The organism is Phycisphaeraceae bacterium (assembly GCA_019636675.1).
Classification (GTDB): Bacteria; Planctomycetota; Phycisphaerae; order Phycisphaerales; family UBA1924; genus JAHBXC01.
This window is the reverse complement of sequence record JAHBXC010000001.1, coordinates 178,237-202,043: the sequence shown is the minus strand read 5'-3', so window position 1 is coordinate 202,043 and position 23,807 is coordinate 178,237. Positions and strand designations below refer to the sequence as shown.

The window sequence follows — 23,807 nt, the reverse complement described above, 5'->3', positions numbered from 1 at the left end:
CTATGACTGGCAAAATCGCCCTGGTCGTGGATGACGAGCCCCACATCGTGCACGTGGTCGCGCTCAAGCTGCGCAACGCGGGTCTGGAGGTCATCACCGCCGCCGACGGCGAGCAGGCCTACGAGATCGCCTGCAAGGAACACCCGGACATCGTGATCACCGATCTCCAGATGCCGTACATGACCGGTCTCGAGCTGTGCGAGAAGCTCCGCGCGAACCCCGATACGAGGGACACGCCGGCGCTCCTGCTGACAGCGCGCGGGCACGCGCTCTCCAAAGAGGACCTCGCGCGCACGAACATCGCCGAGGTGCTGGCGAAGCCCTTCAGCCCGCGTGAGATTCTGACGAGGGTCGAAGCACTCTTGAGCGGAGGCGCCAGGAAGGCAGCGTGAGCCCAGAGCCGATCCATCCCGCGCTGGACCCCGTGGTTGCGGAGTTCCTCTCTCGCCTGTCGTCGATCGGCGTGATGAGCGTCGTCATCGACGCTTCCGGCGAGCCCGGCGGCGACATCGACAGCGATTCCCTGCGCGCTTCCGGCGTGACGGTGAGCGGCCCAGAGGTCGCCGAGACGCTCCGGCTCGCGGCCGCCCGTTGGGCGACGGAAGACCAGCCCACGATCTGGTCGCCGCGCAGCGATCTCACTCTGGTCCCGACGACGCTGTCGCGCCGCCGGCGCAAGACCGGGTACATCGTGGCGTTCGTCGCCGGCGCGTCCGGGCTGGGCGAAGCGATGCTGCTCGCTCGCACGCTGCCCTGCCTGTGGGCCGACCACAGCGAGCTCGCGGAGTCGCGGCTCGCGGTCGAGAGCTTCAGCCGGCAGCTCTCCGGCGTGTACGAAGAGCTCTCGCTCGTCTACCGCCTGAGCGGAGCGATGAGCTCGCTCACCAATCCGGAGCGGTTTGTCACGCTCGCGCTCGACGAGCTGCACGCCACGCTGCCCTTCGACTCGATCTCGGCGTGCTTCAGCGAAGACTCCTCCAAGGGGCGATCGCTGGCGGGGCGCGTCGTGCGCGTGGGCGAGAAGGCCGATCGCAAGTCCGACGACGCGATCGCCCGCGACGCGTTGCGAGGCCTCTCGATGGATTCGCCGACCGTCTTCGGGCGCGTGAACACCGGCGCCGGCGAGATGCGCGGCGGGGGTGACTGCCTCGCGCACCCGATCGTGCGCGAAGAGACGCTGATCGGAGCCGTCGTCGCGCTGCGCAAGCACGGCGAGGACCCGCAGGTCAGCAGCACGGACATCAAGCTCGTCGGCGCCGCCGCTGCCGCGATCGGCGTGCTTCTTGAGAACGCGGCGCTCTACGCCGATCAGCGGTCGATGTTCCTCGGCACGCTGCGCGCGCTGACGGCCGCGATCGACGCCAAGGACCGCTACACCCGCGGCCACAGCGAACGCGTCGCGTATATGGCGATGAAGCTGGGCGAGGCGATCGGCATCGAGCCCGAATCGCTGGAGCGCCTGCACATCGCCGGGCTCATCCACGACGTCGGCAAGATCGGCGTGCCCGAGGCGGTGCTCTGCAAGCCCGGTCGCCTGACCGACGAGGAGTTCGAGCTCATCAAGCTGCACCCGGAGATCGGGCATCGCATCCTGCGGGACATCCCGCAGCTCGTCGACGTGCTCCCGGGCGTGCTCTACCACCACGAGCGATGGGACGGACGCGGCTACCCCGAGGGCCTGGCGGGCGAGGGCATCCCGCTCTTCGCGCGGCTCATCGCCATCGCCGACTCCTTCGACGCGATGAGCAGCACGAGGACCTATCGATCGGCGATGCCGCGTGAACGGGTGCTGTCCGAGATCGCGCGCTGCGGCGGCACGCAGTTCGACCCGCAGCTCTCGCGGTACTTCGTCGAGCTGGACTTCGCGGAGTACGACCGGATGGTCGAGCGTCACAAGGCGGCCGAGCAGCGCCAGGTCACGATCGCGCCCATGGAAGGGGAGGCGGCGGCATGAAGTACAGCTACCAGAACTTCGGACGAGTGGTCGTCTTCACGCTGTCGGGCGACTTCACCATCGACGACGCCGACCAGATGCATCGCAGCGCACTCGAGCGGATCGAGGCGGGCACGCGCGACGTCGTGGTGGACTGTGAGCACCTGGAGTATCTCGACTCCGCGGCCATGGAGACCCTGCTGCGGGTCCGCGAGCACACCGCCGAGAAGGGCGGGAGCGTCCGGCTCGTCAAAGTCGACGACACGGTGAGGAAGATCCTGGAGATGACCCGGCTGGACGGGATGTTCCAGTCGGCCGAGAGCGTCGAGGACGCGGTCAGGAGTCTGCGATGAGCGAGACGCTCCGCAAATCCCGTGCGTCCCAGCCCGGCGTCAAGGTCCAGCTCGGCGAGCTGCTCGTCGAGCGCGGGCTCCTGAGCGAGGCGCAGCTGCGCGACGCGCTCGAGGAGCAGAAGCGCTGCGGCCATCGCAAGCTCCTTGGCGAGATCCTGATCGACCTGTCGATCGTGTCAGAGGAGCAGGTCGTCGAGGCGCTGGCGTCGGCCTACGGCGTTCCCTACGCCAAGCTCACGCCCCGCCTGGCCGACCCGCGGGTGACGGACAAGCTCCCCCGTGACTTCATGGACACGCACTGCGTGCTCCCGCTGTTCCTGGTGAACGGCGTCATGACCGTCGCCATCTCGGAGCCGGCGAACCTGTTCCTCATCGAGGAGCTGGAGCGCCTGGCGAACTGCGAGGTGCAGATCGTCGCGGCGACGTCGCGCGACATCCGGGCCACGCTGCAGGCGCACATGCCCGCCGCCGGCGTGTTCGTCATCGACGACATGTACGACGGGTCGAGCGGCGCCGACACCATCGAGCTGGTCGATACGAAGCTTCAGGACCTCCACAACATGGAGGAGATCGCCGGGCAGTCGCCGGTGATCAAGCTTGTCAACTTCCTGCTCTACAGCGCGGTCCAGGACCGAGCGAGCGACATCCACATCGAGCGCGAGGATCACGCCTGCCGCGTGCGATTCCGCGTGGACGGGCGCCTGCACGTCAAGCTCAGCCCGCCACATCAGATGCACCCGGCGGTCGTGTCGCGCATCAAGATCATGTCGGGCATGGACATCTCGGAGCGCCGTCTGCCTCAGGATGGCGACATCCACGTGATGCTCGAGGGGCGACCCATCGACATGCGCGTCTCGACGATGCCCGGCAAGTACGGCGAGAAGGTCGTGATCCGCGTCATCGACAACCGCAACGCGATCGTCTCGCTTGAGAAGCTCGGCATGTCCGCTCAGATGACCCGGATCTGGCGCGAGGTTATCAACTCGCCCACGGGCGCGGTCCTGGTGACCGGGCCGACGGGCTCGGGAAAGTCGACCACCCTGTACAGCGTGCTCGCCGAACTCGCCAGCGACGAGGACAACCTCTGCACGGTCGAGAACCCCGTCGAGGCGAACATCCTGGGCGTGAATCAGTTCCAGGTGAACGAGAAGATCGGGTTCAGCTTCGCCGCGGCGCTCCGGTCGCTGCTGCGTCAGGACCCGGACATCATCATGGTGGGCGAGATCCGCGACGCGGAGACGGCGCAGGTCGCCACGCAGGCGGCGCTGACCGGCCACCTTGTACTCTCGACGCTGCACACCAACGACGCCGCCAGCGCGGTGACGCGACTGGTGAACATGGGCGTGGAGCCGTACCTCGTCAGCGCGATGCTGCGAGGCGTGCTCGCGCAGCGGCTTGTGCGCAAGGTCTGCCCGCACTGTCGCGTGCCCTACCAGCCAGACGCGCGCGAGCGCAAGGCGCTGCAGGACACCTTCGGCGAGGTCGGCGAGCTGGTGAAGGGCGCGGGCTGCACGCGCTGCCGAGGCAAGGGGTACTCCGGCCGACTCGGCGTCTTCGAGCTGATCGTCCCCAATGAGGAGATGCTCGAGGCGATCGCGCGAGGCGCCGGTCTGGTCGACATCCGGCGCATGGCGACCGAGGCGGGCTTTGTCACGCTCCGCCAGGACGGGCTGAGCAAGGCGCTCGCCGGGCAGACGACGGTCGACGAGGTGCTCCGCGTGCTGAGCCAAGACATCGGCGTGTTCCAGATCGCGTCTGAGGAGGCCGCCTGACGCATGGCCAGGTTCCGCTACAAGGCGAGAGACGACTCAGGCGCGCAGGTCGTCGATGTGATCGACGCGCCGTCGCGCGACGAGGCGATCGTGCGCGTCCGCGCCCTTGGCAGGACCGTCATCGAGCTGCGCTCCGAGCACGACGCCCTGGACGTGGAGGAGGTCCGCATCCGCCGGGCGGCCCGCGGCGTGAAACGCGACCAGGTCATCGAGTTCAGCGGGCAGCTCGCGGTCATGATCGAGACCGGCGTCCCCCTGAGCGAGGCGCTCGACGCGTACCTCAAGCAGGGCAAGGTCGGCAACATGGGGCGCGTCGTGGACGTCGTGCGCGAGGGCGTCACTTCGGGCGCGAGCTTCAGCGCCGCGATGGGCGCGTTCCCCACGGTGTTTCCACAGCTGATGACGAGTCTGGTGCGCGCCTCGGAAGCGTCGGGCACGATGGCGGTCATGCTCCGGCGCGTCTCCGAGTATCTGGGCAAAGAGCGCCGGATCACCAAACAGATTAAGGGAGCGCTCACGTACCCCACGGTCATGATGACCATGGCGCTGGCGGTCACCGGGTTTCTGATGGTGTGGGTGCTGCCGCGGTTCGCGAAGATCTACCAGACGCGCAACGCCACGCTGCCGACCCCGACCCGGATCGTTCTCGCGGTCAGCGAGTTCTTCCAGACGCGCGGGCTCGAGCTCGGCGTGGGCCTGGGCGTGGCCGGAGTGCTCTTCTTTCTGTTCGCGCGGAGCCCGCGCGGGCGTTACGCCCTGGACTGGCTCCGGCTGAACGCGCCGGTCTTCGGGCCGATGTACACGAAGTACTACCTGACCCGGGCCACGCGAACGCTCGGCACGCTGCTGATCGCAGGCGTGCCGCTCGTCGAGGCCATTAAGATCGTGCGCACGGTGACGAACAATGTGCTGTGGGACCGTCTGTGGTCCGAGCTCATCGAGTCGCTGACGGAAGGCAAGACCGTCGCCGAGGTAGTGACCAAGAGCGACCTCATCCCGGCGCCCGTTGCGCAGATGATCAGCGCGGGCGAACGGTCGGGCAAGCTCCCCGAGGTGCTGGCGCGCGTCGCCGAGAGCAGCGAGAACGATCTTGACGAAGCGATCAAGACCGGCACTCAGCTCATCGAGCCGGCGATGATCATGGTGATGGGCCTGCTGATCGGCGGGATGGCCCTCGCCCTGCTGCTGCCGATCTTCACGATCAGCAGCACGATGGCCCAGTGACGGGCTGATCAGCAGTACGCCAGGTCCTCGAGCGTGGCTTCGACGACCTCGCGCCCTTCGCGCGCGTGCCATTCGGAGATGCCCACCCGGACCGCGGCGTGAAAGCGCCTCCCCGTCTTCAGCTCAGCGAGCCGGTCGCCCCAGCCCCAGCCGACGATCCGCATCGCGCGCTCGCCCTGCTTGGCCATCAGCGAGATGTGCTGGCTCTGCTGGCCCATGCGCTTCGGGTCCATCGCCAGGCGCAGGTCGCGCAGCATCACCGCCGGACGGGGGTTGTCGCGTCCGAACGGGCCCAGTCGCGCCGTCTGCTGCACGGCGCGGGGCGAGACTTCGGCGAGCGACGCCTCGCAGTCGAGCGTCAGCACGGGAGTCAGGCCCTCGACGCTGAGCATCCCGTTCACCACTTCGGTGAATCGCTCGGTGAAAGCGGCCAGGTTGTCCGTCGGCAGGCGCAGTCCGGCGGCCATGTCGTGGCCCCCGAAGGAGGTCAGCATCTCGGCGCACTCGTGCAGAGCGGCGTGGAGCGAGACGCCCGGCACGCTGCGCCCCGATCCGTGGCACTCGCCGTTGTGGCGCTGCATGAGGATCGTGGGGCGGCGTTCGCGTTCAACGAGCCGAGAACACACGATGCCGACGACCCCGGGGTGCCACTCGTCGTGCGCGAGCACGATCGCGCGCCGTTCGTCGGCGCACATGCCCATCTGCGACGCGAGGGCGTGCGCCTGCTCGAAGATGCGGCGTTCCGTCGCCTGGCGCTGCGTGTTGAGGCCGCTGAGCTGCGTGGCGATGTCGACGGCGCGCTGACCGGCCGCGGTGGTCAGCAGCTCGGCCGCTTCGCGCGCGTGCCCCAGTCGCCCGCACGCGTTGAGCCGGGGGCCGAGCCGGAACCCGACGTCCTCGGCGGACACCTTGTCCGACGCCAGGCCGGACGCCTCGATGAGCGCGCGCAGCCCCTCGTTGTTGACGGCGCGCAGTCGCGCCAGCCCGAACCGCGCGATCACGCGGTTCTCGTCGACGAGCGGCACGATGTCGGCGATCGTACCCAGCGACGCGTAGGCGAGCAGGTCCAGCAGCGTCTCACGCAGTTGCGCCGGGACGCGTTCGCCGCCGGAATGCATCGTGGCGATTCGCCACGCGAGTTTGAACGCGACGCCAGCGCCCGCGAGGTCGTGGAACGGGTACGCCGAGCCGGGAGCACGCGGGTGCACCACGCAGTAGCAGTCGGGCAGCGGCGGGTCCTGGCCCGGTGCACTCGGGGGCAGCATGTTGTGGTGATCGGTGATAATCAGATCGACGCCATGCTGCTTCGCGACGCGCGCCGGCTCGAGAGCCGTGACGCCGCAGTCCACGCTGACGATGAGTCCAGCGCCCTGCTGCGCGAGTGCCGCGATCGCGTCGGGGTTGAGCCCGTAGCCCTCCTCGAGCCGGTGGGGGATGTAGATCGAAACCGGCGCGTCGGGAGCGACGGCGCGGCAGAGGTGGTAGAGGATGGACGAGGCGGTGACCCCGTCGACGTCGTAGTCGCCGTAGATCACGATCGGTTCACGCTTCGCGAGGGCGCCGAGGATTCGTTCGGCGGCGCGCGTCGCGCCGGGGAGCAGCGCCGGATCGTGGAGATCGGTGAGTCTGGGGTCGAGGAAGCGGGACGCGTGGTCGCCCAGCAGGCCTCGGGCGGCGAGGATCCGCGCCGGGAGCGCTTCGATTCCTTGTGCGAGCGCGCCGGCGTCGGCGACCGACTCGTCCCTGAGTCTCCAGCGGTGCGTGATCCCTCGCATGGTGGCCACGATACAGCGCCCGGGCCGGATTTTCTCGGGCGTTGCTGGGGCGATGGGGGGGCCTTGGCCGATTGTGGGCGTCGGCGTACCCTCTTTGCTCGGGGGTTCGCGTCGGTTGTGTTGGTGATCGGGCCGCGCCGGCGCGGCCGAGTCTGGAAAAACGCATGAGCGGTCAGCAGCGATTCAAAACGGTTCTCCTGTTCGGCGCCCCCGGCGCCGGCAAGGGCACGCAGGGCAAGATCCTGGGCGCCATCCCGGGTGTGCTCCACATGTCCAGCGGCGACATGTTTCGGGGGATGGACCCCGAGTCGCGTCTCGGCAAGATCTTCCGGGAGTATTCCACCCGAGGCGAGCTGGTCCCCGACGAGGTGACCATCGACCTCTGGCAGGAGCACGTCGGCAAGCTCCGCGCCGGCGGCAAGTACGACCCGACGACGCAGCTGCTGGTGCTCGACGGCATCCCACGCAACGTGAACCAGGCGGCGCTGCTCGACGGCGTGATCGATGTCCTGAAGGTGATCCATCTCGCCTTCGCCGATGAGAAGGAAGCGATCTCGCGACTCAAGAAGCGCGCCATGAAAGAGAACCGCGCTGACGACGCGAAGGAAGATGTCATCCGTCGACGCCTCGATGTCTATCGGGACGAGACGCGCCCGCTGCTTGACCACTACGCGAAGGACCGCATCGCCGACGTCGACGCTCTGGGCAGCCCGGCGCAGGTGCTGCTCGAGGTGCTGAAGGTCGTGGCGCCCCTGCAGGCGACGTACTTCGGCAACGCCCTCGCGTGAACGCCAGCCCCCGGCGCGTGCTGCTCGCGATCGAGGCGAGCAACCCCTCGCTCTGCGCGGGCGACGAGGGCAGCGTCGCGGTCGTGCGCGACGGCATCGCGACCGTGGAACCGATGCGATCCGGCGCGCGCCACGACGACTCGATGATGAGATCGATCGATGCCGCGTGCCGGCGAGCGGGCGTTCGACCCGGCGACTTCGCGCGCGTCGCGGTCGGTCTCGGGCCGGGTGGCTACACGGGGCTGCGCATCGCGGTCGCCACGGCGAAGATGCTCGGAGAGTCGCTCGGGGCGGAGCTCGTCGGCGTGCCGACGGCCAGCGGTATCGCGGCCGGGTTCATGGAAGACCACCCCGGCGAGGCCGGCGAGGGCTTTGTTGTGCTCCTCGCCAGCAAGCGCGAGACGGTGTGGGCGCAGGCCTTCGTCGGGACGCGCGCGATCAGCCCGGGGGCGCTCGTCGATCCTGGTGGGCTGGGGTCGATGCTGCGAGCGTCCGGAGTGCGGGTCGTGCTCGCAGATGGACACCTGCCCGAGGAGCTGCGCGCCGCGGCGAGCGACGCGGGGGCGCGGCTGAGGATTCCTCGCCTCGACGCGCGGCTGTGCGCGATCGCGAGCGAGGAGTTCCCGGCGATGGGGGTGGACGACCTGACGCCGATCTATCCGCGCGAGCCGGAAGCGGTGACCAAGTGGCGGGAGCGGGCGACCGGGCAGCGGCAGTAGTGCGCGAGAAAGAAAAACGCCGCGATGACGCGGCGTTGTGAGCAATCTGTCGTGTGCGTGGGGTTACTTGATCGGGTCGACCGCAGGGCGCGAGGGCTGGGCCTGGCGCTGGGGCTGGGCGGCAGACGCAGGGGCGGGCGTGGGGGCGGCCTGATACATGTCGGCGGTGGAGGGCACGAGGAAGATCTCGACGCGACGGTTCTGCGCCGTGCCCTGGCGCCCCGGGTTGTTCGGGACAGCCGGGCGGTACTCGCCCCAGCCGGCGACCTGCAGGCGCGTGCGTGCGACGCCGGCGGTGGCCAGCGCGTCGCGGACCGAGATCGCGCGGTGCGCCGAGAGGTGCGTATTGGTCGGGTGACGCGACGCGGTCGCGCTGCTGATGGGCACGCTGTCGGTGTGGCCCACGATCTGGATGTCGTAGGTGGCGGCGCCGGCGCTGTTCAGGACCGTGGCGAGTTGCGAGAGCGTGTCGCGAGCGCCCTGGGTGACATCTGCGGAACCCAGCGCGAAGGTGAGGTCGGACGCGAATCGAAGCATGCCGCGACGCGAGTCGTACTGGATGATGTCCGGGTAGCGCGAGGCGAGCTCGCGCAGCGCGGAGTCGGTCTCGGGGTTGACCTGCGCGAAGTCTAGGTTCTTGAAGCGGTCCTCCATCTGGCGGAACTGCTCGCGCAGGCGGAGGAGTTCGGCGCGGAGCTGCGCGTTGGTCGCCGAGGCGTCTCCGACGGCGGAGTCGGCCTGGCCCAAGCGGCTGGACATCATGTCGATGTTCGCGCGCAGCTGGCGGTTCTCGTTGTCGAGTTCCTGGTTGCGCGCCTCGCTCGCTCTGTACGCGGCGTCGAGGTCGTTGTACTTGCTGTTGCAGCCGACGAGCGGGAGCCCGGCGGCGGCGGTGAGGATCGTGACGGCGAGGGTGTGCCTGCGCATAGTGGGGGAACTCCAAGCGGTCTGGGCGTCTGTCGGGGGCGCGAGGGCGCGTTCCGGAGGATACCGTGTCGGACGCCGAGAGGCGCGGCCTAGGCGCGGCGGACTGGCCGCTCGCGCGCGAACCGCGCCGAACTCGGCGCTCCCGGCGACATCGGCCCGAGGTCCCCCAGCCCATGAAAGAACCCGACGCGCTGGCGCCCTGGAACACGCTTACCCCTCGCCGGGGGGAACGAGCGCTGGTGCGATGCGCCGGCGTCGCTGACGCCCGGGGCGAGGGGCCCGACGCCGGGGCGGAGGTCCTCCTCGAGCGCGATGAGCGTGGGGTCGTGCGGGTGCTCGCGGTCGGGCGCCCTGGCAGTCTGGGCGATCCCGACGCGCGCCGGGTTGATCTGCCCGGGGTGGTGCTCCTGCCGGCGCTGGCCAACGCCCACACCCACCTCGACCTCACGCACATCGGGCCGCGCCGGTACGACCCGACCGACGGGTTCGCGACGTGGGTCGGCATGGTGCTGCGCGAGCGGGCCCGGGACGAGTCGGACATCCGATCGAGCACCCGGCTGGGCATCGAGAAGTCCTTGGGAGGCGGCGTCGCGGCGGTGGGGGACATCGCCGGGATCGGGCGTCGAGAGCCGCTGGACGAGCTCCGGGCCTCGCCGCTGACCGGGGCGTCGTTCGTCGAGTTCTTCGGGCTGGCCGAGCGCCAGGACGCGGCGATCGAGACGATGCGAGACGCGCTGGCGCTGGAGGAGGCGGGTGGCGCGACCGACCGGCGCGGGGTGCGGTTCGGCCTGCAGCCGCACGCGCTGTACTCGGCCGGGGCGCGGGTGTTCGCCGAGGCGTCGCGCCTCGCGCGATCGAGCGGCGCGGCGCTCTCGACGCACCTGGCCGAATCGATCGAGGAGCGTGAGTTCGTGGCGCACTCGACGGGCCCGATGCGGTCGTTCCTCGAAAGACTCGGCCCCTGGAGCGACGCGTGCGCCGTCGCGCCGGGCGAATCGCTCAGCCCGGTCGCGGCGTTCTCGCGCGTCGCGGGCGACGGGCGCTGGCTGCTGGCGCACCTGAACGACACGAGCGACGAGGACATCGCGACGCTCGCCCATCTGGGCGCGAGCGTCGCGTTCTGCGCGAGGGGCCACCGCTACTTCGGGCATCCGCGCACACTCGGCGAGCACCGCCTTCGCGACATGCTGCGTGCCGGGGTCAACGCGTGCGTCTCGACGGACTCGGTCATAAACCTGCCCGACGAGAGCGCCGACCGCATCTCGCCCCTCGACGACGCCCGTGCGCTCGTGAACTCGGGCATGTTCCGCGAGGACATCGCTGACGACCTCACGCTCCTGCTGCGCACGATCACGGTCAACCCTGCGAGGGCGCTGTCGCTCCGAGAAGACCTCTTCTCGCTGGCGCCCGGCCCGGTGATGGGCGTCATCGGCGTCGAGGTCGGCGAGGGCGCGGCCCGCGCCGGGGCACTGCGCGCCGCGTTCACTTCTGCGGCGCGACCGACGATGCTCGCGCTCTCCGACAAGTCGGCGCTTCAGGCGGACGGGGCTCTGTTCGCGTGATCGGGAGACCCCTACGTGAGTGGCTCGCGGTCGACGCGGCTGCGTGCGCGCAGCGACTGCTTGGCGCCACGCTCGTACGCGTCCTGCCGACCGGCGAGCGCCTGGCCGGCGTCGTCGTCGAGACCGAGGCGTACCTGGGCGCCCACGACCGCGCGTCGCACACCTTCGGAGGGCGTCGGACGGCGCGCAACGGGTCGATGTACGCCATCGCGGGCACGTCGTATGTCTACTTCACCTACGGCATGCACCATTGCATGAACATCGTCTGCGGCGCAGCGGACGAGGGGACGGCGGTGCTGCTGCGAGCGGTCGAGCCCGTCGAGGGTCTGGAAACGATGCGCACCAACCGGCGAGCGTCCTCCACCAAAGCGGTGCTGCGTGACACCGACCTCTGCTCGGGCCCGGCGAAGCTCTGCGCGGCGATGGTGATCGATCGCGCTCTCGACGGCGTGGATCTCCTGACGTCATCGGTCCTGTTTCTGGAGCTGGACCCGACGCGGCTCGAGGCGGCCTTGAACGCGGGCTTCGACCGCTCGGCGAGGGTCGGCGTCGCGTCGGCGGGGCCGGAATGGGCTTCTGCGCCCCTGAGGTTTTCGCTCCGTGGAAGCAGGTTCGTGAGCCGGCCGGGGCCGACCCGGGGCGTGCGGGCTGCTGGCTTGTGAACCCGGGGAGCCCGTCGCGCCGATATGCACGGGGACCGACGCCGGCCTAGCATCCCATGGTGGGAGATGCGCCGCCGCGTTCGGTGGCGACAGGGCAGGAGCATCCGTCGTGCTCGATTCGTCCGTACTCGATCTCAGCGTCGTCTGTCAGCGCACGGGCTTCTCGCCCGAAGCGTTCCTGTTCGTTCAGGAAGGGCTTCAGCACACGATCAGGATGATTCACGGCGAGGCGGGCGCCGAGGAGCTCTTTGCTGCGGAGGACGACTCCCGGCACGTCTCGGGGCGTCAGCTGTGCGTGGGGCTCCGCGATCTGGCGCTGAGCCAGTACGGGCGGCTCGCCGGGGTGGTGCTGGCCAAGTGGGGCGTCACGGGGACCGAGGACTTCGGGCGGATCGTCTTTGCGCTGGTCGAGGCAGGCCTGTTGCGCAAGACCGACGAGGACACCATCGAGGATTTCCGAGGGGTCTACGACTTCCGGGACGCCTTCGGGGCCGCGATGCCTGCGTGACGCTCGTACGGGTTCCTGCTATCTTCCGGGCCGATGCAGTCGCGACCCGACAAGCCCAAACCAAGTCCCGACACGCCGGCGATGGCCCGTCTGCACCTCTGGCAGATCCAGGCCGTCCGGGATGTAGCCGTCGTGCTTGCGATCATCGGGGTCGTGCAGCTGGGCTATCGGATGAGCGTTGTCACGATCCCGCTGCTGCTGGGGTTGCTGCTGGCGTACCTGCTCGAGCCCCCGATCGCGTGGCTGGCGAAGCGGACGAGCCGCGTGTTCGCCGCGGCCGCGGCGATCGTGGTGATCGGCATGGTGATCGTCGTGCCGGTAGCGGGTGGCGTGGGCGTGGGCGCCATCCAGGGCGTGCGTTTCGTCACGGGTCTGGACCGGGACCTGACGCGGTTCGTCGACCAGATCGAGAAGCTGCTGACCTACCTCGAGCGAGACTCGGTCAAGGTCGTCTTCGAAGACGGCAAGATCACCGACATCCAGCCGGGCGATGAGAAGAAGGCCGGGGATTCGGACGACGAGCAGCCGAAGCCCGTTCCCACCGAGGCGGGTGGCGACACCGAGACCAAGAGCGATGCGAAAGAGCCCGAATCCGATGCGGAGCCGCCCGCCTCGCTGGTGCAGCGCTACGCGTCGGTCGCGCGCCAGTGGATCCGCGAGAACGTGTCGACCATCAGCGCCGATCGCGTGGTGCAGGGCGCGGGCGGCGCGCTCACACTCGGCTGGTCGCTCCTCGCGGCCCTCGCCGGGTTCGTTTTCAAGTATCTGTTCCTGACGCCCTTTTTCTTCTTCTTCTGGTCAGTGGGGTTCGGGCAGGTCAAGCAGTTCGGCGCGCAGCTGATCCCCGAGAAGAAGCGCGCGAACACGCTCGAGATCATCGGGAAGATGGACCGGGCGATCGCGGCCTTCATCCGAGGGCGGTTCACGATCGCGCTGATCCTGTCGGTCTGCTACACGATCGCGTACTGGGCGATCGGGGTGCCGGCGCCCCTGATCTTCGGCCCGCTGGTGGGCGTGCTCTCGGCGGTCCCGTACCTGCCCCTGATCGGCTGGCCCGCGACCATGCTCGCGATGGCGATCGACCAGGCGGGCGCGACCGACCCGCACCCGTGGTGGTGGATCGTGCTCGCCCCGACCGCGGTCTACTTCGCGTTCCAGTCGCTCGACGATTACGTGCTGACGCCGAAGATCCAGGGCAAGAACGTCGGGCTGTCGACGCCCGTGATCCTGTTCGCGGTGCTCGGCGCCGGCGCGATGGCCGGTGTCTACGGCGTGCTGATCGCGATCCCGATCGCGGCGTGCGTGAAGATCCTCATCACCGATGTGATCTTCCCGCGATACAAGGACTGGGTCGAGGGGCGGGTGGCGGACCCTCTGCCGCTAGGGGACGACCCGCAGCCCTAGGCGCACACGTTCAGCGCTTCCGCTTCTTGTACTTCGCCTTCGGGCTCTGAGTCTGGGTGTTGCCCTTGGCGCCGAAGCCCGGAAGGCCCTTCGTCAGGTTCTTGGGCAGCCCGCCCATGCCCGGCATGTTCATCAGCGTGCTCGGGTCCGCCATGCTCATGTCCTTGAGCGCGCCGGCCTTGCCCATGAGCCCCATGCCGGCCATCTGCTTGCTCATCGCGCTGATCATCTCGAACTGCTTGGTGAGCTGGCTGACATCCTTCTGCTCGACCGACGCGCCGGCGGCGATGCGTTTGCGGCGCGAGTTGTTGATGAGCGACACCTTGCGCCGCTCCTGGGGCGTCATCGAGTTGATCATGCCCTCGACGCGGTTGAACTGCTTCTCGTCGATCTGCGCGTCCTTGAGCGCCGCGCCGACGCCGGGGATCAGGCCCAGCAGCTGCTTCATCGGGCCCATGCGACGGATCGCGCGCATCTGCTTGAGGAAGTCGTCCATCGTGAACTGACCCTCGGCCATCCGCTCGGCCAGCGCCTCGGCCTCTTCGTCGCTGACCTGCTCGCGGGCCTTCTCGACCAGAGACACGACATCGCCCATGCCGAGGATGCGCCCTGCGACGCGCTCGGCGTGGAACTCCTCGAGCGCGTCGAGTTTCTCGCCCACGCCCAGGAACTTGATGGGCGCGCCCGTGACGCGCCGGACGCTGAGGGCCGCCCCGCCGCGGGTGTCGCTGTCGAACTTGGTGAGGATCACGCCGTCGACCTCGAGGCGCTCGTGGAACGCCTTGGCGCTGTTGACCGCGTCCTGGCCGGTCATCGCGTCGACGATCAGCAGGATCTGGTGGGGCATGGTCGCGTGGCGGACCTGCTGCAGCTCCTTCATCAGGTCGTCGTTGACGTGCAGACGACCGGCCGTGTCGAGGATCAGGACGTCGACGCCCTCGCGCTTCGCATCGGCGAGCGCGCGTCGGCAAACATCGACCGCGACGCCCACGGCGCGCCCGTACTCGGCGCACTTGTCCGGTTCGCCGTAGAACAGCACTCGCGCGCCGCCCGGGGCGTCGTCGCGCACCTGCTCGACCACGGTCTGCAACTGCTCGACGGCGGCGGGGCGCTGCAGGTCGGCGGCGGCGACCATGCAGGAGCGCCCGCGCTTCTTGAGGTACGCCGCGAGCTTGCCGCATGTCGTCGTCTTGCCCGAGCCCTGCAGGCCGCAGAGCATCACGACGGTGGGGGGCGGTGCGACCTTGGGCAGGCCCGGCTCGGCGCCTGCGGGGGGCGTCATGAGCGCGACGAGCCGGTCGTGGACGACGCCGATCATCTCCTCGCCCGGGCGAAGACTCTTGGTGACCTCGCGCCCCAGCGCCTCGCGCAGGGTCTCGTCGCAGAACTCCTTGACGACATCGAAGTGCACATCCGCCTCGAGGAGGGCGGTGCGGACCTCGCCGATCGCCTCGCGGACATTCCCTTCCGTCAGGGTCCCCTTGCCGGAGAGCTTGCGGAGCGCGTTGCCGAATCCTTCGCTGAGCCGTTCGAACATAGCCGGATTGTTCGGGGGGCCGGGGCGCGAAGCAAACCGAGCGCGGAATCCTGCAAAGGTTCTGTTCAGGCGACGACGCCCCCTCCCGGCGACTCGTTCGGGTTGTACCCTTGGGGTGATGACGCCGAGCCCCGTTTCGCGACGCCACTTCCTGTTCACCGCGGGCGCGCTCTCGCTGGGCTTCGCCGGCCTCCCCCGACTCCTGGAGCGGGCGGCCTTGGCGTCCGGCGGGCTGAGTCTGAACCCGCGGGTCGGGTTCGGCCCGCTTCGCGCCGATCCGCACGGGCTGCTCGATCTTCCCGACGGCTTCGAATACCGGGTCATCTCACGGATGGGCCAGGTGATGGACGATGGGCTGCTCGTCCCTGGGAGACCCGACGGGATGGACGCCTTCCCCGGGCCCGATGGCACGACCATCGTCGTGCGCAACCACGAGATCGGGAACATGTCGCGTCATCGTCACCCGCCGCTGATGGGCGCGTTCGGCCCGAACTTCGAGCTGCTCAAGAGCATCGATCGGGACCTGGTGTACGACCTGGGGGGCGGGCGTCCGCCGCTGGGTGGCGTGACGACCTTTGTGTACGACACCCGGCGCAACCGCGTGGAGCGCCAGTTCCTGTCGCTGGCCGGGACTTCGATCAACTGCGCCGGAGGGCGAACGCCCTGGGGTTCGTGGATCTCGTGCGAGGAGACCCAGCAGCGCGCGGACCCGGCGCGCGGGTTCGAGAGACACCACGGCTACAACTTCGAGATCCCTGCGAGCGCCGAGCCGCGGCTCGTCGAGCCCAGGCCGCTGCTGGCGATGGGCCGCTTCCAGCACGAAGCGGTGTGCGTCGACCCGGCCACGAGCATCGTCTATCAGACCGAGGACCTCAACGACGGGCTGATCTACCGCTTCATCCCGAAGGTGAAGGGGCGAATGGACCTGGGCGGGTCGTTGCAGGCGCTGGTCGTCCGCGGTGAGCCGTCGCTCGACACACGCAACTGGACGGGCGAGCCGGAGTGGAGCCGCGGCCCGTCTGGCGACGCGCGCCGAGAGGTCCGCTCGGGCGAGATCCTCGAGGTCGACTGGATCGATGTGGACGATATCGACTCGCCGAACAACGACCTGCGTTACCGCGGGTTCGAGGCCGGCGCCGCCCGGTTCGCACGCGGCGAGGGCATGTACTGGGGCCACGACTCGGCGTACATCGTCTGCACCAACGGCGGACGCGCGAAGCGTGGGCAGGTGTGGCGCTATGTGCCCAGCCGCTTCGAAGGACGCGCCGACGAGAAGAAGTTCCCCGGTCGTCTCGAGCTCTTTGTCGAACCAAACGACGCGTCGGTGGTGGACATGCCCGACAATGTGTGCGCCGCGCCCAACGGGGATCTGATCCTGTGCACGGACAACAGCCGCGAGAACTTCCTCGTGGGCGTCACGCCCGGCGGAGAGCTCTACAAGATCGCGCGGGTCGCGATGGGGTCGAGCGAGTTCGCCGGCGCGTGCTTCAGCCCCGACGGGTCGACGATGTTCGTGAACATCCAGGACCTCGGGCTGACGCTGGCGGTGCAGGGGCCTTGGCGGGCGTGAAGCGTCAACCGCCGGCGGCAGCGGCTTTGGCGGCTTCGCCCTGTTCTTTGCGCTTGCGCTGGAGTTCGGCGTCGATGAAGTCGTCGAGGTGCCCGTCGAGCACGGTCTGGGGGTTGCCCGTCTCGTGCCCGGTTCGATGGTCCTTCACGCGGTTGTCGTAGAGGACATACGAGCGGATCTGCGTGCCCCAGCCGCGATCGACCGAGCCGCCCTTGGCCTCGTGGATCTCTTTCTCGCGGCGCTCGCGCTCGATCTCCTCGAGCTTCGACATCAGGATCGACATCGCCTGGTTCTTGTTCTGCGGCTGGTCGCGATAGGTGCTCGACACGACCATCAGCCCGGTGGGCTTGTGCACCACGCGGCAGGCCGACGCGACCTTGTTGACGTTCTGCCCGCCCGGGCCCGACGAGCGCGCGAAGTAGGTGATCTCGAGGTCGCCGGCGGGGATGTCGAGCTTGGCCTCTTCAAACTCGGGCGTGACATCGACCGTCGCGAAGGAGGTCTGGCGCTTGCCCTGGGCGTTGAAGGGGCTGACGCGCGCGAGCCGGTGCGTGCCGCGCTCGCAGCAGAGGTAGCCGTAGGCGAAGGGCCCGGAGACGCGCAGGGTGACGGAGTCGAGCCCGACCTCCATGCCGTGCTGGAGGGAGAGTTCTTCGATCTTCCACTCGGGGTGGCGGTCGAAGAACTTGAGGTACATCCGAAAGAGCATCTCGGCCCAGTCGTTGGCCTCGGTGCCGCCGTCGCCGGCGGAGATGGTGAAGAAGGCGTTGCGGTGGTCGTGCTTGCCCGAGAGCAGGGACTGCTGCTCGATGCGGTGCATGCGCGACTGGAGTTGGAAGAGGGTCTCGTCGGCCTCGGCGAGCATGTCCTTGTCGCCGGCCTCGCGCGAGAGCTGGTAGCCCACGACGGCGTCGTCGAAGTCGGCCTGCGCCTCGATGAGGGGGCCGATCTGAGCCTTGAGAAGCTTCATCTCGCCGACGATCTTGTGGGCCTTGTCGGCGTTCTCCCAGAAGTCCGTGGCGCCCATCTGCTCTTCGAGCGCGCGGAGGCGCTCCAGCTTGGCGTCGTAGTTAAAGAGAGTCGCGGATCGTTAAGATCCGCGCCTCGAGATCATCGATGACTGGCTGGTGGGCGTCGAAGTGCATGGGCGATGGTATCGGGCCCGGGGGCGGGGACAAGCCGCGGATTTTTTGCGACACTGCGCGAAAGCCCGCCCCCGGCGGCGTTGAAGGGGGAACGGGACGCGCCGGCGTCCCGGGAGACCTATCCGAAAGGAGCACGACATGCGAACTGGAACGAGACTGCTGATCGCGCTGGCGATGGCGGCGATGGGTTGGCAGGCGGCGGGGCAGACGAATGCCTCGCCCGGCGCACCTCAGCAGCGGGCCGCTCAGCAAGATCGAGAGACACCACGCCCCACACAGTCGCCCTGGATCGACCTGAAGTTCAAGGGCGGCACGATGGCCGACCTGGTGCGCACGATCAAGGAAGCGCAGCCCCGCGCCAATGTGCTTCTGGAGCCCGACGCGGCGTCGTGGAAGATCCCCGCGTTTGAAGCCTTCGGGGTGACCCCGGCAGCGGCCCTGGAGATCGCCCGCAACCTCCTTGAAGACCCGAACGCTCTCCGGGTGGTGAAGGTCGGCATGGGCGACGACTCGGCGCCCGCGACCGCGGTGCGATTGGGTGACCGGGCCCGACACGAACGCGAGAACGACGCGAACCCGCGTGAGCCGCGGCTGCCCTCCAACGCTCCGGCGAAGGCGTGGAACCTGAAGAACTGGCTCGACGGGAACACGCAGACGATCAGCGGCGCGCTCGCGGCGATCCAGATCGGGATGGAGACCTATTCCATCAAACCCGTCATCAAGTACCACGAACCAACCGGCGTGCTGATGGTGCGAGCCACGGGCGAGCAGATCAACTTTATCGAGAGCATTCTCGAAGCCGCCCTGCAGTCCCCCAGCAACCTCCAGACCCCGGACCATCTCGAGCAGCAGATCCGCGCGACCGAGACTCGGATAACGAAGATGCAAGGCGCATCCTCGGTGCGCAACGCCGAGTTGAGGGCCGCGATGGCCGCCGCGAAGGGCGCCCGCGATCTCGAGGAGTCCGAGCACGCGATCGCGGAACGCGAGGTGATCGTGGCGAGGGCGAAGGCGGCCCTCGCGGAGATCGACGACGAACTGGCTCGCGCCATCCAGTATCGCGACGACCTGAAGCGCCGTCTGGAAGAACTTCGTCGCCAGACCCCGGGTTCGTGATCGTCGGGGCACAGACGCCGTGGCGCAGACTCCGCACAGTCTGGACGCGTCCGACCTCGCCTCCCTCGCCACCGGCGACGGCGAGGCGTTCGCGCGCGTGTACCGCGCCCGGTTCCCCTTCACGCTCGCGCTCGCCCGGCGCGTCACGCGCCTCGACGAGCCGACCTGCCTCGACATCGTGCAGGACGCGTGGGTTCGGTTCGTGCGATCGCCCCCTTCGTGCGAGTCTGAGGGACACCTCGACGCATGGTTGCGGCTCGCGGTGCTCTCGGTGGCGAAAGACCACGCCCGGCGCGAGAAGCGACGACGCACGCGCGAACTCGCGTCGCGGAACGGGCACACGGACGCTCTGGGTGAGGGCTCGGTCGGAGAAGCGCAGGAGAGACTGGCATGGATCGCGAAGGAACTCGAGCAACTGGACCGGGACACGCGCGCGATGCTCGGGCTGCGGTTCCGGGCGGCGATGACGCTGCAGCAGATCGGGGCGGCGATGGGCGTGAAGCACGGCGCCGCCGACGGCAGGATGACGCGAGCGCTCCGGGTGATCCGCGAACGCGCGCAGGAGGTGTTCCGTGACTGAACGCTTCGACGGGCTTTCCCATGACGCACGCCGTCGCGCCGAGGCGATGCTGCCCTCCCTGACGGGCGAGCTCCGGCGCAGCGTGCGCCGCCGGGCGGCGCGCAAGCGGGCAGCAACAGCGGCGTTCGCGTTCGCCCTTCTGGCCACGGGTGTTCTTGTGGCGACGCTGTCGGTGCGTTCCACGCCCCTGGCGGCGCCTTCTCCCGAGGGAACCGTGGTAGTTGCCCCGCCGCCCGAAGCCGCGCCGTCGCTCATCGAGATCGTCCGAACGAACGACGCGCCGATGATCGAGGTGATCCGCGGCGCGCCGGACGGCGCGGCCCTCGCGTCGGTCTACGCGACGACGCGGGTCGACCTCGCCACGATCCTCGTCAACGACACCGAACTCCTCGACCTGCTCGATTCAATCGGGCGTCCCACCGGGCTCGTGCGCGCTGGGGGGCGCGTGTGGCTGACGGCGGCGGTCACGGACGAGGAGATCGCTCGCGAGCGAGGGGAGATCGGCGGGGGGATGTGACCGGTTCGCTCACTTGAGGTTGGCGAGGAACTCGCCGATGCGCGCGACGCCCTGCTCGATCTGCTTGTCGGCGCAGGCGAAAGAGATGCGGACGCACTGGGCGCCGCAGCCCCCGAAGTCTTCTCCCGGGACGAGCGCGACGCGTGCGTCTTCGAGGAGCGCCTCGCAGAAGTCGTTGGCGGAGCGGATCTCTCGCCCGGTCGCGCTGCGCTTGCCGAAGTGCTCGCTGATGTCGGGGAAGACATAGAACGCGCCGTCGGGCTCTGGGAAGTTGACGCCGGGGAGCTTGCGTAGCAGGGAAGAGATCAGGGCGCCGCGGCGCTGGAAGGCCTGTCGCATCTGCTCGACGTCGTCGGCGCAGTCGCGGATCGCGGCGCGGATCGCGGGGTAGGTGAACGAGGTGATGTTGGTGGACATCTGGCCCTGCAGGGTGGTGACGGCCTTGGCGAGTTTCAGGCCGAAGCCGCCGCTGCTGGCCATGTAGCCGATGCGCCAGCCGGTCATGGCGTAGGCCTTGCTCATGCCGTTGATGGTGACGACGCGCTCGGCGATGCCCGGGAGCGAGCCGAGCGAGAAGTGGGGGACGCGCCCGAAGGTGATCTTCTCGTAGATCTCGTCGGTGATGACGACCAGGCCCGGCGCGGTCTTCTTGATGGCGTCCTCGATGACGCCGGCGAGCGCGCGGAGCTCGTCGGGGGTGTACATCACGCCGGTGGGGTTGCTGGGCGAGTTGATGACGATGGCGCGGGTGCGCTCGGTGATGGCTTCCTTGAGCTGCGCCGGCGACATCTTGAACCCGCTGGCCGGGGTCGTCTCGACCTCGACCACGCGACCGCCGGCCAGTTCGATCTGGGGCTTGTACGACACCCAGGCCGGGACGGGCAGCACGGCCTCGTGCTGGGTCTCGCCGGGGCAGGCGTTGTCGAAGAGCGAGTGGAAGAGGCAGAAGAGCGAGTGCTTGCCCCCTGCGCCGATCACGACGTGGTCGGGGGTCACGCCGACGATCCTGTTCTCGCGCGTGAGTTTGTCGGCGATGACGCTGCGCGTCTCCTTATCGCCGGCGGTGGGCATGTACTTGGTCTGCCCCTTGAGCAGCGCGTCGATCGCGGCCTGCTTGGCCTTCTGCGGCGTGTCGAAGTCCGGCTCGCCGGCGGCGAAGGAGAGGACATCGATGCCCTGCGCCTGCATGTCCTTGGCGCGGTTCATCACCGCGACCGTGGCGGAAGGGGCAAGCGACGACACGCGATGCGAGATGCTCATGGCGGAAGGGTATCGGGCAGAAGGGGGTGAGGGAGCACGCCGAGCCGAAGGCAGGACGGTGTGAAAGAAAAAGGGGCGGACTTTCCGTCCACCCCTCGTGCCTTATGCCTTGTGCCCCGTGCCTTCTCTCACAGGTTCCCCCGCCGCTCCTGCTCGATCTCCAGGGCTTCGAACAGGGCCTTGAAGTTGCCCTTGCCGAACGACTGGCTGCCGCGGCGGCAGATGATCTCGAAGAACAGGGTCGGGCGGTCCTGGAGGGGCTTGGTAAACAACTGGAGCAGGTAGCCCTCGTCGTCGGCGTCGACCAGGATGCCGAGTTCGCGCACGCGGTCGTGGTCTTCCTTGACGGCGTGGTGGCCGTTCTCGGTCAGCACCTTGTTCACGCGGTCCCACACCAACTGGTAATAGGTGTCGGGCAGCGAGAGGAAGTCGACGCCGCGCCGGCGGAGTTCCGCGACGCTGTGGAGTTCGTCGTTGGTGCGCAGCGCGAGGTGCTGCACGCCCGGGGTCATGTCGTGCCACTCGAGGTACTCGAGGATCTGGCTCTTCTTCTTGCCCTTGGCGGGCTCGTTGATGGGCAGCTTGATGAGGTGGTTGCCCGAGGCCATGACCTTGGACATGAGCGCCGAATACTCGGTGGAGATATCGGCGTCGTCGAAGTGCTTGAACATCTTGAATTCGAGCACATCCTCGTACCACTTGACCCAGTGGTTCATCTTGCCCTCTTCGACGTTGCCGACGAGGTGGTCGACGAACATCAGGCCGCAGGGGTGCTTCTTGTTGTACTCGTTGATGGGGTGCTCAGACGAGATGTCCTTGAAGCCGGGCGCGAACTGCCCGCCCATCTTGACGCGGTCGAGCGCGTACGCGCCGGTGCGCGAGACGAAGGAGTGCACGGCGCGTCCGTAGGTCTTGACGCCGGCCATGGTGATCGTGCCGTGCTCGTCGGAGACGGTGAAGGGCTCGTAGGAAGACTCGCCCCCGTTCTTGAGGGCTCGCTCGTAGGCGGCGGTGGCGTCGGCGACGGTGAACGCGACATCTTTCACGCCGTCGCCGAAGCGCAGGACTTCCTTCTGGGCGGGGTGGTCGCTGTTGAGCCCGGTCGTGATGAGGAAGCGGATGTTGCCCTGGGTGAGCAGGTAGGACGCCTCGGTGCGCGCGCCGGTGGTGAGGTCGGAGACCTGCTGGATGGTGAAGCCGAAGAGGTTGGCGTAGAAGTACGCGGCCTGCTTGGCGTTGCCGACGAAGAAGCGGACATGATCCACGTCGATGAGGTTGAGCGGGTCCGTCGCGTCGAGCGAGGAGGGCTTGGTCATCGGGCGGTTCGCTGGGGCGGTCGTCATCGCTTCGTCTCCGAGTCGATGGGGGTGAGGATCTGGAAAGGGAATGATACGACCCACCGGACGCCGCGGACCGGAAGACGCCGGCTCTGGGAACAAGAGGGTGCGCCACGGTGAGCGTCTGCTATCCTGCGTCGCGATGGAGCGAACCGATCAAGCCATGGACGGGGCCTGCGGCGGGCCCGCCTCGCTGCGCGTGCTGGCGAGCGGGTCGCGAGGGAACTGCTCCGTGCTTCGGGTCGGCTCGGGGAAGGGGGCGCGGGTCGCGCTCCTGGACGCCGGGTTGTCGCCGAGGCGCACGGGCGAGGCGCTGCGCGAGGCGGGGCTTTCGCTCGCGTCGGTGACCGACATCGTTTTCACGCATCTGGACCACGATCACTGCCACCCGGGGTGGTGCTCTCCGAACGCCGCGCCCAACGCGCTGACCCATGTTCATCGGGCCCACCGGGGCCGGGCCGAGCGGATGGGGCTGCTGTACCGTCGCGCCAGGGTGTTCGACTCGACCGCGATCGTCGAGGGGGCTGGCGGGGCGGCGAAGTTCGAGACGGTGCTGGCGTCGCACGATTCGCTGGGCGTCGCGGTGTTCCGCGTGAAGGTCCAGACCGGCGAGGGCGAGGCGGAACTCGGCTACGCGACCGATCTGGGGCATGTTCCCGGGGCGGTCGTGGAGCACCTCCGGGGGGTCGATGCGCTGGCGATCGAATCGAATTACTGCCCTGCCCTCCAGGAAGCGAGCGACCGGCCCGAGTTCCTGAAGCGCCGCATCATGGGGGGGGCGGGGCACCTCTCGAACCAGCAGAGCGCCGAAGCGGTGGCCCGGATCGCGCCCAAGCCGGGCGCCCCGGTCGTCCTGCTGCACCTTTCGGAGGAATGCAACACCCCGGACGCCGCAACGGCGGCCCATCGCGCCTCGCAGGGGCGACTCGTGATCTCGAGCCAGCGCTCGGCGACGCCCTGGACCCCGATCCGAACGCGGGCGTCCCAGATCCCCAAGGAGGTGGTCGTCCGGCCCCTTCAGGGCGTTCTTTGGGGCTGAGGGCCCCTACGAGCCGTTTCAGGACCTTGTGCGGGCCGATTTTCTGCAACCACCTCCCTCAGAATCGAGTAGACTCTTC

Annotated in this window: 22 protein-coding genes; 16 read left to right on the top strand and 6 right to left on the bottom strand. The window is 68.7% G+C overall.

Going from position 1 to position 23,807, the window contains the following annotated elements:
- Positions 1-2: 2 nt before the first annotated feature.
- The 5 genes from KF684_00890 to KF684_00870 are packed head-to-tail and all read left to right on the top strand — an operon-like array spanning position 3 to position 5,282.
- The gene (locus KF684_00890; GenBank protein ID MBX3351461.1) at positions 3-392 is read left to right on the top strand and encodes a response regulator; all 390 of its coding nucleotides are present in this window, start codon (positions 3-5) and stop codon (positions 390-392) included.
- Complete coding sequence (locus KF684_00885; protein ID MBX3351460.1) at positions 389-1,954, top strand: HD-GYP domain-containing protein; 1,566 nt, start codon at positions 389-391, stop codon at positions 1,952-1,954. Before KF684_00890 ends, KF684_00885 begins: the two co-directional genes overlap by 4 nt.
- The gene (locus KF684_00880; protein MBX3351459.1) at positions 1,951-2,286 is read left to right on the top strand and encodes an STAS domain-containing protein; all 336 of its coding nucleotides are present in this window, start codon (positions 1,951-1,953) and stop codon (positions 2,284-2,286) included. Before KF684_00885 ends, KF684_00880 begins: the two co-directional genes overlap by 4 nt.
- Positions 2,283-4,058 carry a Flp pilus assembly complex ATPase component TadA gene (gene tadA / locus KF684_00875; protein ID MBX3351458.1) on the top strand — a complete coding sequence of 592 codons (1,776 nt, stop codon included), beginning with the start codon at positions 2,283-2,285 and terminating at the stop codon, positions 4,056-4,058. Before KF684_00880 ends, tadA begins: the two co-directional genes overlap by 4 nt.
- Positions 4,059-4,061: 3 nt before the next feature.
- A complete protein-coding gene (locus KF684_00870) occupies positions 4,062-5,282 on the top strand; it encodes a type II secretion system F family protein (GenBank protein ID MBX3351457.1) in 1,221 nt (406 codons plus the stop codon).
- An 8-nt stretch (positions 5,283-5,290) separates the two neighbouring features.
- On the opposite strand, the gene recJ is transcribed toward KF684_00870, so the two are convergent.
- Positions 5,291-7,057 (bottom strand): single-stranded-DNA-specific exonuclease RecJ, encoded by a 1,767-nt coding sequence (gene recJ, locus KF684_00865; protein MBX3351456.1) that lies wholly within the window; start codon positions 7,055-7,057, stop codon positions 5,291-5,293.
- Between the two features lie 164 nt (positions 7,058-7,221).
- Here recJ and KF684_00860 point away from each other — a divergent pair, with 164 nt between their 5' ends.
- Entirely contained in the window at positions 7,222-7,845 is a 624-nt protein-coding gene (locus KF684_00860; protein MBX3351455.1) for a nucleoside monophosphate kinase, read from the top strand.
- On the top strand, positions 7,842-8,564 hold the full coding sequence (gene tsaB / locus KF684_00855) for a tRNA (adenosine(37)-N6)-threonylcarbamoyltransferase complex dimerization subunit type 1 TsaB (protein ID MBX3351454.1): 723 nt from the start codon (positions 7,842-7,844) through the stop codon (positions 8,562-8,564). The genes KF684_00860 and tsaB overlap by 4 nt, the downstream gene beginning before the upstream one ends.
- A gap of 63 nt (positions 8,565-8,627) precedes the next feature.
- Here tsaB and KF684_00850 read toward each other — a convergent pair whose 3' ends face one another.
- The gene (locus tag KF684_00850) at positions 8,628-9,491 is read right to left on the bottom strand and encodes an OmpA family protein (protein MBX3351453.1); all 864 of its coding nucleotides are present in this window, start codon (positions 9,489-9,491) and stop codon (positions 8,628-8,630) included.
- A gap of 173 nt (positions 9,492-9,664) precedes the next feature.
- Between KF684_00850 and KF684_00845 the strand changes: the two genes are divergently transcribed.
- The 4 genes from KF684_00845 to KF684_00830 all read left to right on the top strand — a co-directional run bounded on the left by KF684_00845 (position 9,665) and on the right by KF684_00830 (position 13,627).
- Positions 9,665-11,053, top strand: coding sequence for an amidohydrolase family protein (locus KF684_00845; GenBank protein MBX3351452.1), 1,389 nt, complete (start codon positions 9,665-9,667; stop codon positions 11,051-11,053).
- Complete coding sequence (locus KF684_00840; protein ID MBX3351451.1) at positions 11,050-11,715, top strand: DNA-3-methyladenine glycosylase; 666 nt, start codon at positions 11,050-11,052, stop codon at positions 11,713-11,715. The genes KF684_00845 and KF684_00840 overlap by 4 nt, the downstream gene beginning before the upstream one ends.
- 109 nt (positions 11,716-11,824) lie before the next feature.
- Entirely contained in the window at positions 11,825-12,223 is a 399-nt protein-coding gene (locus KF684_00835) for a hypothetical protein (protein ID MBX3351450.1), read from the top strand.
- A 33-nt stretch (positions 12,224-12,256) separates the two neighbouring features.
- Positions 12,257-13,627 carry an AI-2E family transporter gene (locus KF684_00830; GenBank protein ID MBX3351449.1) on the top strand — a complete coding sequence of 457 codons (1,371 nt, stop codon included), beginning with the start codon at positions 12,257-12,259 and terminating at the stop codon, positions 13,625-13,627.
- Between the two features lie 10 nt (positions 13,628-13,637).
- Here the strand turns inward: KF684_00830 and ffh are convergent, their stop codons facing one another.
- Positions 13,638-15,164: a signal recognition particle protein gene (ffh, locus tag KF684_00825; protein ID MBX3351448.1), complete on the bottom strand. Its 1,527-nt coding sequence runs from the start codon at positions 15,162-15,164 to the stop codon at positions 13,638-13,640.
- Positions 15,165-15,282: 118 nt separating this feature from the next.
- Between ffh and KF684_00820 the strand changes: the two genes are divergently transcribed.
- Positions 15,283-16,734 (top strand): DUF839 domain-containing protein, encoded by a 1,452-nt coding sequence (locus tag KF684_00820; GenBank protein MBX3351447.1) that lies wholly within the window; start codon positions 15,283-15,285, stop codon positions 16,732-16,734.
- 4 nt (positions 16,735-16,738) lie between these two features.
- On the opposite strand, the gene prfB is transcribed toward KF684_00820, so the two are convergent.
- The gene (gene prfB, locus KF684_00815) at positions 16,739-17,791 is read right to left on the bottom strand and encodes a peptide chain release factor 2 (protein MBX3351446.1); all 1,053 of its coding nucleotides are present in this window, start codon (positions 17,789-17,791) and stop codon (positions 16,739-16,741) included.
- Between the two features lie 226 nt (positions 17,792-18,017).
- Here prfB and KF684_00810 point away from each other — a divergent pair, with 226 nt between their 5' ends.
- Genes KF684_00810 through KF684_00800 form a run of 3 tightly spaced genes read left to right on the top strand, consistent with a single transcriptional unit; the run spans position 18,018 to position 20,092 of the window.
- Entirely contained in the window at positions 18,018-18,995 is a 978-nt protein-coding gene (locus KF684_00810) for a hypothetical protein (GenBank protein ID MBX3351445.1), read from the top strand.
- 19 nt (positions 18,996-19,014) lie between these two features.
- A complete protein-coding gene (locus tag KF684_00805) occupies positions 19,015-19,575 on the top strand; it encodes a sigma-70 family RNA polymerase sigma factor (GenBank protein ID MBX3351444.1) in 561 nt (186 codons plus the stop codon).
- Positions 19,568-20,092: a hypothetical protein gene (locus KF684_00800; GenBank protein MBX3351443.1), complete on the top strand. Its 525-nt coding sequence runs from the start codon at positions 19,568-19,570 to the stop codon at positions 20,090-20,092. Before KF684_00805 ends, KF684_00800 begins: the two co-directional genes overlap by 8 nt.
- 9 nt (positions 20,093-20,101) lie before the next feature.
- On the opposite strand, the gene KF684_00795 is transcribed toward KF684_00800, so the two are convergent.
- Together KF684_00795 and hppD are read right to left on the bottom strand one after the other, a co-directional pair.
- Positions 20,102-21,352 carry a pyridoxal phosphate-dependent aminotransferase gene (locus tag KF684_00795; GenBank protein ID MBX3351442.1) on the bottom strand — a complete coding sequence of 417 codons (1,251 nt, stop codon included), beginning with the start codon at positions 21,350-21,352 and terminating at the stop codon, positions 20,102-20,104.
- A 128-nt stretch (positions 21,353-21,480) separates the two neighbouring features.
- Positions 21,481-22,695: a 4-hydroxyphenylpyruvate dioxygenase gene (gene hppD, locus KF684_00790; protein MBX3351441.1), complete on the bottom strand. Its 1,215-nt coding sequence runs from the start codon at positions 22,693-22,695 to the stop codon at positions 21,481-21,483.
- Positions 22,696-22,831: 136 nt separating this feature from the next.
- On the opposite strand from hppD, the gene KF684_00785 reads away from it, so the two are divergent.
- Positions 22,832-23,728: an MBL fold metallo-hydrolase gene (locus tag KF684_00785; protein ID MBX3351440.1), complete on the top strand. Its 897-nt coding sequence runs from the start codon at positions 22,832-22,834 to the stop codon at positions 23,726-23,728.
- The last annotated feature ends 79 nt before the right edge of the window (positions 23,729-23,807 follow it).

Bases quoted from the DNA above. Each gene is read 5' to 3' on its own strand.
- KF684_00820 (MBX3351447.1), top strand. From the start codon at position 15,283: ATGACGCCGAGCCCCGTTTCGCGACGCCACTTCCTGTTCACCGCGGGC.
- KF684_00810 (MBX3351445.1), top strand. From the start codon at position 18,018: ATGCGAACTGGAACGAGACTGCTGATCGCGCTGGCGATGGCGGCGATG.
- KF684_00850 (MBX3351453.1), bottom strand. From the start codon at position 9,491: ATGCGCAGGCACACCCTCGCCGTCACGATCCTCACCGCCGCCGCCGGG.
- KF684_00880 (MBX3351459.1), top strand. From the start codon at position 1,951: ATGAAGTACAGCTACCAGAACTTCGGACGAGTGGTCGTCTTCACGCTG.
- KF684_00785 (MBX3351440.1), top strand. From the start codon at position 22,832: ATGGAGCGAACCGATCAAGCCATGGACGGGGCCTGCGGCGGGCCCGCC.
- hppD (MBX3351441.1), bottom strand. From the start codon at position 22,695: ATGACGACCGCCCCAGCGAACCGCCCGATGACCAAGCCCTCCTCGCTC.
- ffh (MBX3351448.1), bottom strand. From the start codon at position 15,164: ATGTTCGAACGGCTCAGCGAAGGATTCGGCAACGCGCTCCGCAAGCTC.
- KF684_00860 (MBX3351455.1), top strand. From the start codon at position 7,222: ATGAGCGGTCAGCAGCGATTCAAAACGGTTCTCCTGTTCGGCGCCCCC.
- KF684_00845 (MBX3351452.1), top strand. From the start codon at position 9,665: ATGAAAGAACCCGACGCGCTGGCGCCCTGGAACACGCTTACCCCTCGC.
- KF684_00890 (MBX3351461.1), top strand. From the start codon at position 3: ATGACTGGCAAAATCGCCCTGGTCGTGGATGACGAGCCCCACATCGTG.
- tadA (MBX3351458.1), top strand. From the start codon at position 2,283: ATGAGCGAGACGCTCCGCAAATCCCGTGCGTCCCAGCCCGGCGTCAAG.
- KF684_00870 (MBX3351457.1), top strand. From the start codon at position 4,062: ATGGCCAGGTTCCGCTACAAGGCGAGAGACGACTCAGGCGCGCAGGTC.
- recJ (MBX3351456.1), bottom strand. From the start codon at position 7,057: ATGCGAGGGATCACGCACCGCTGGAGACTCAGGGACGAGTCGGTCGCC.
- KF684_00795 (MBX3351442.1), bottom strand. From the start codon at position 21,352: ATGAGCATCTCGCATCGCGTGTCGTCGCTTGCCCCTTCCGCCACGGTC.
- KF684_00830 (MBX3351449.1), top strand. From the start codon at position 12,257: ATGCAGTCGCGACCCGACAAGCCCAAACCAAGTCCCGACACGCCGGCG.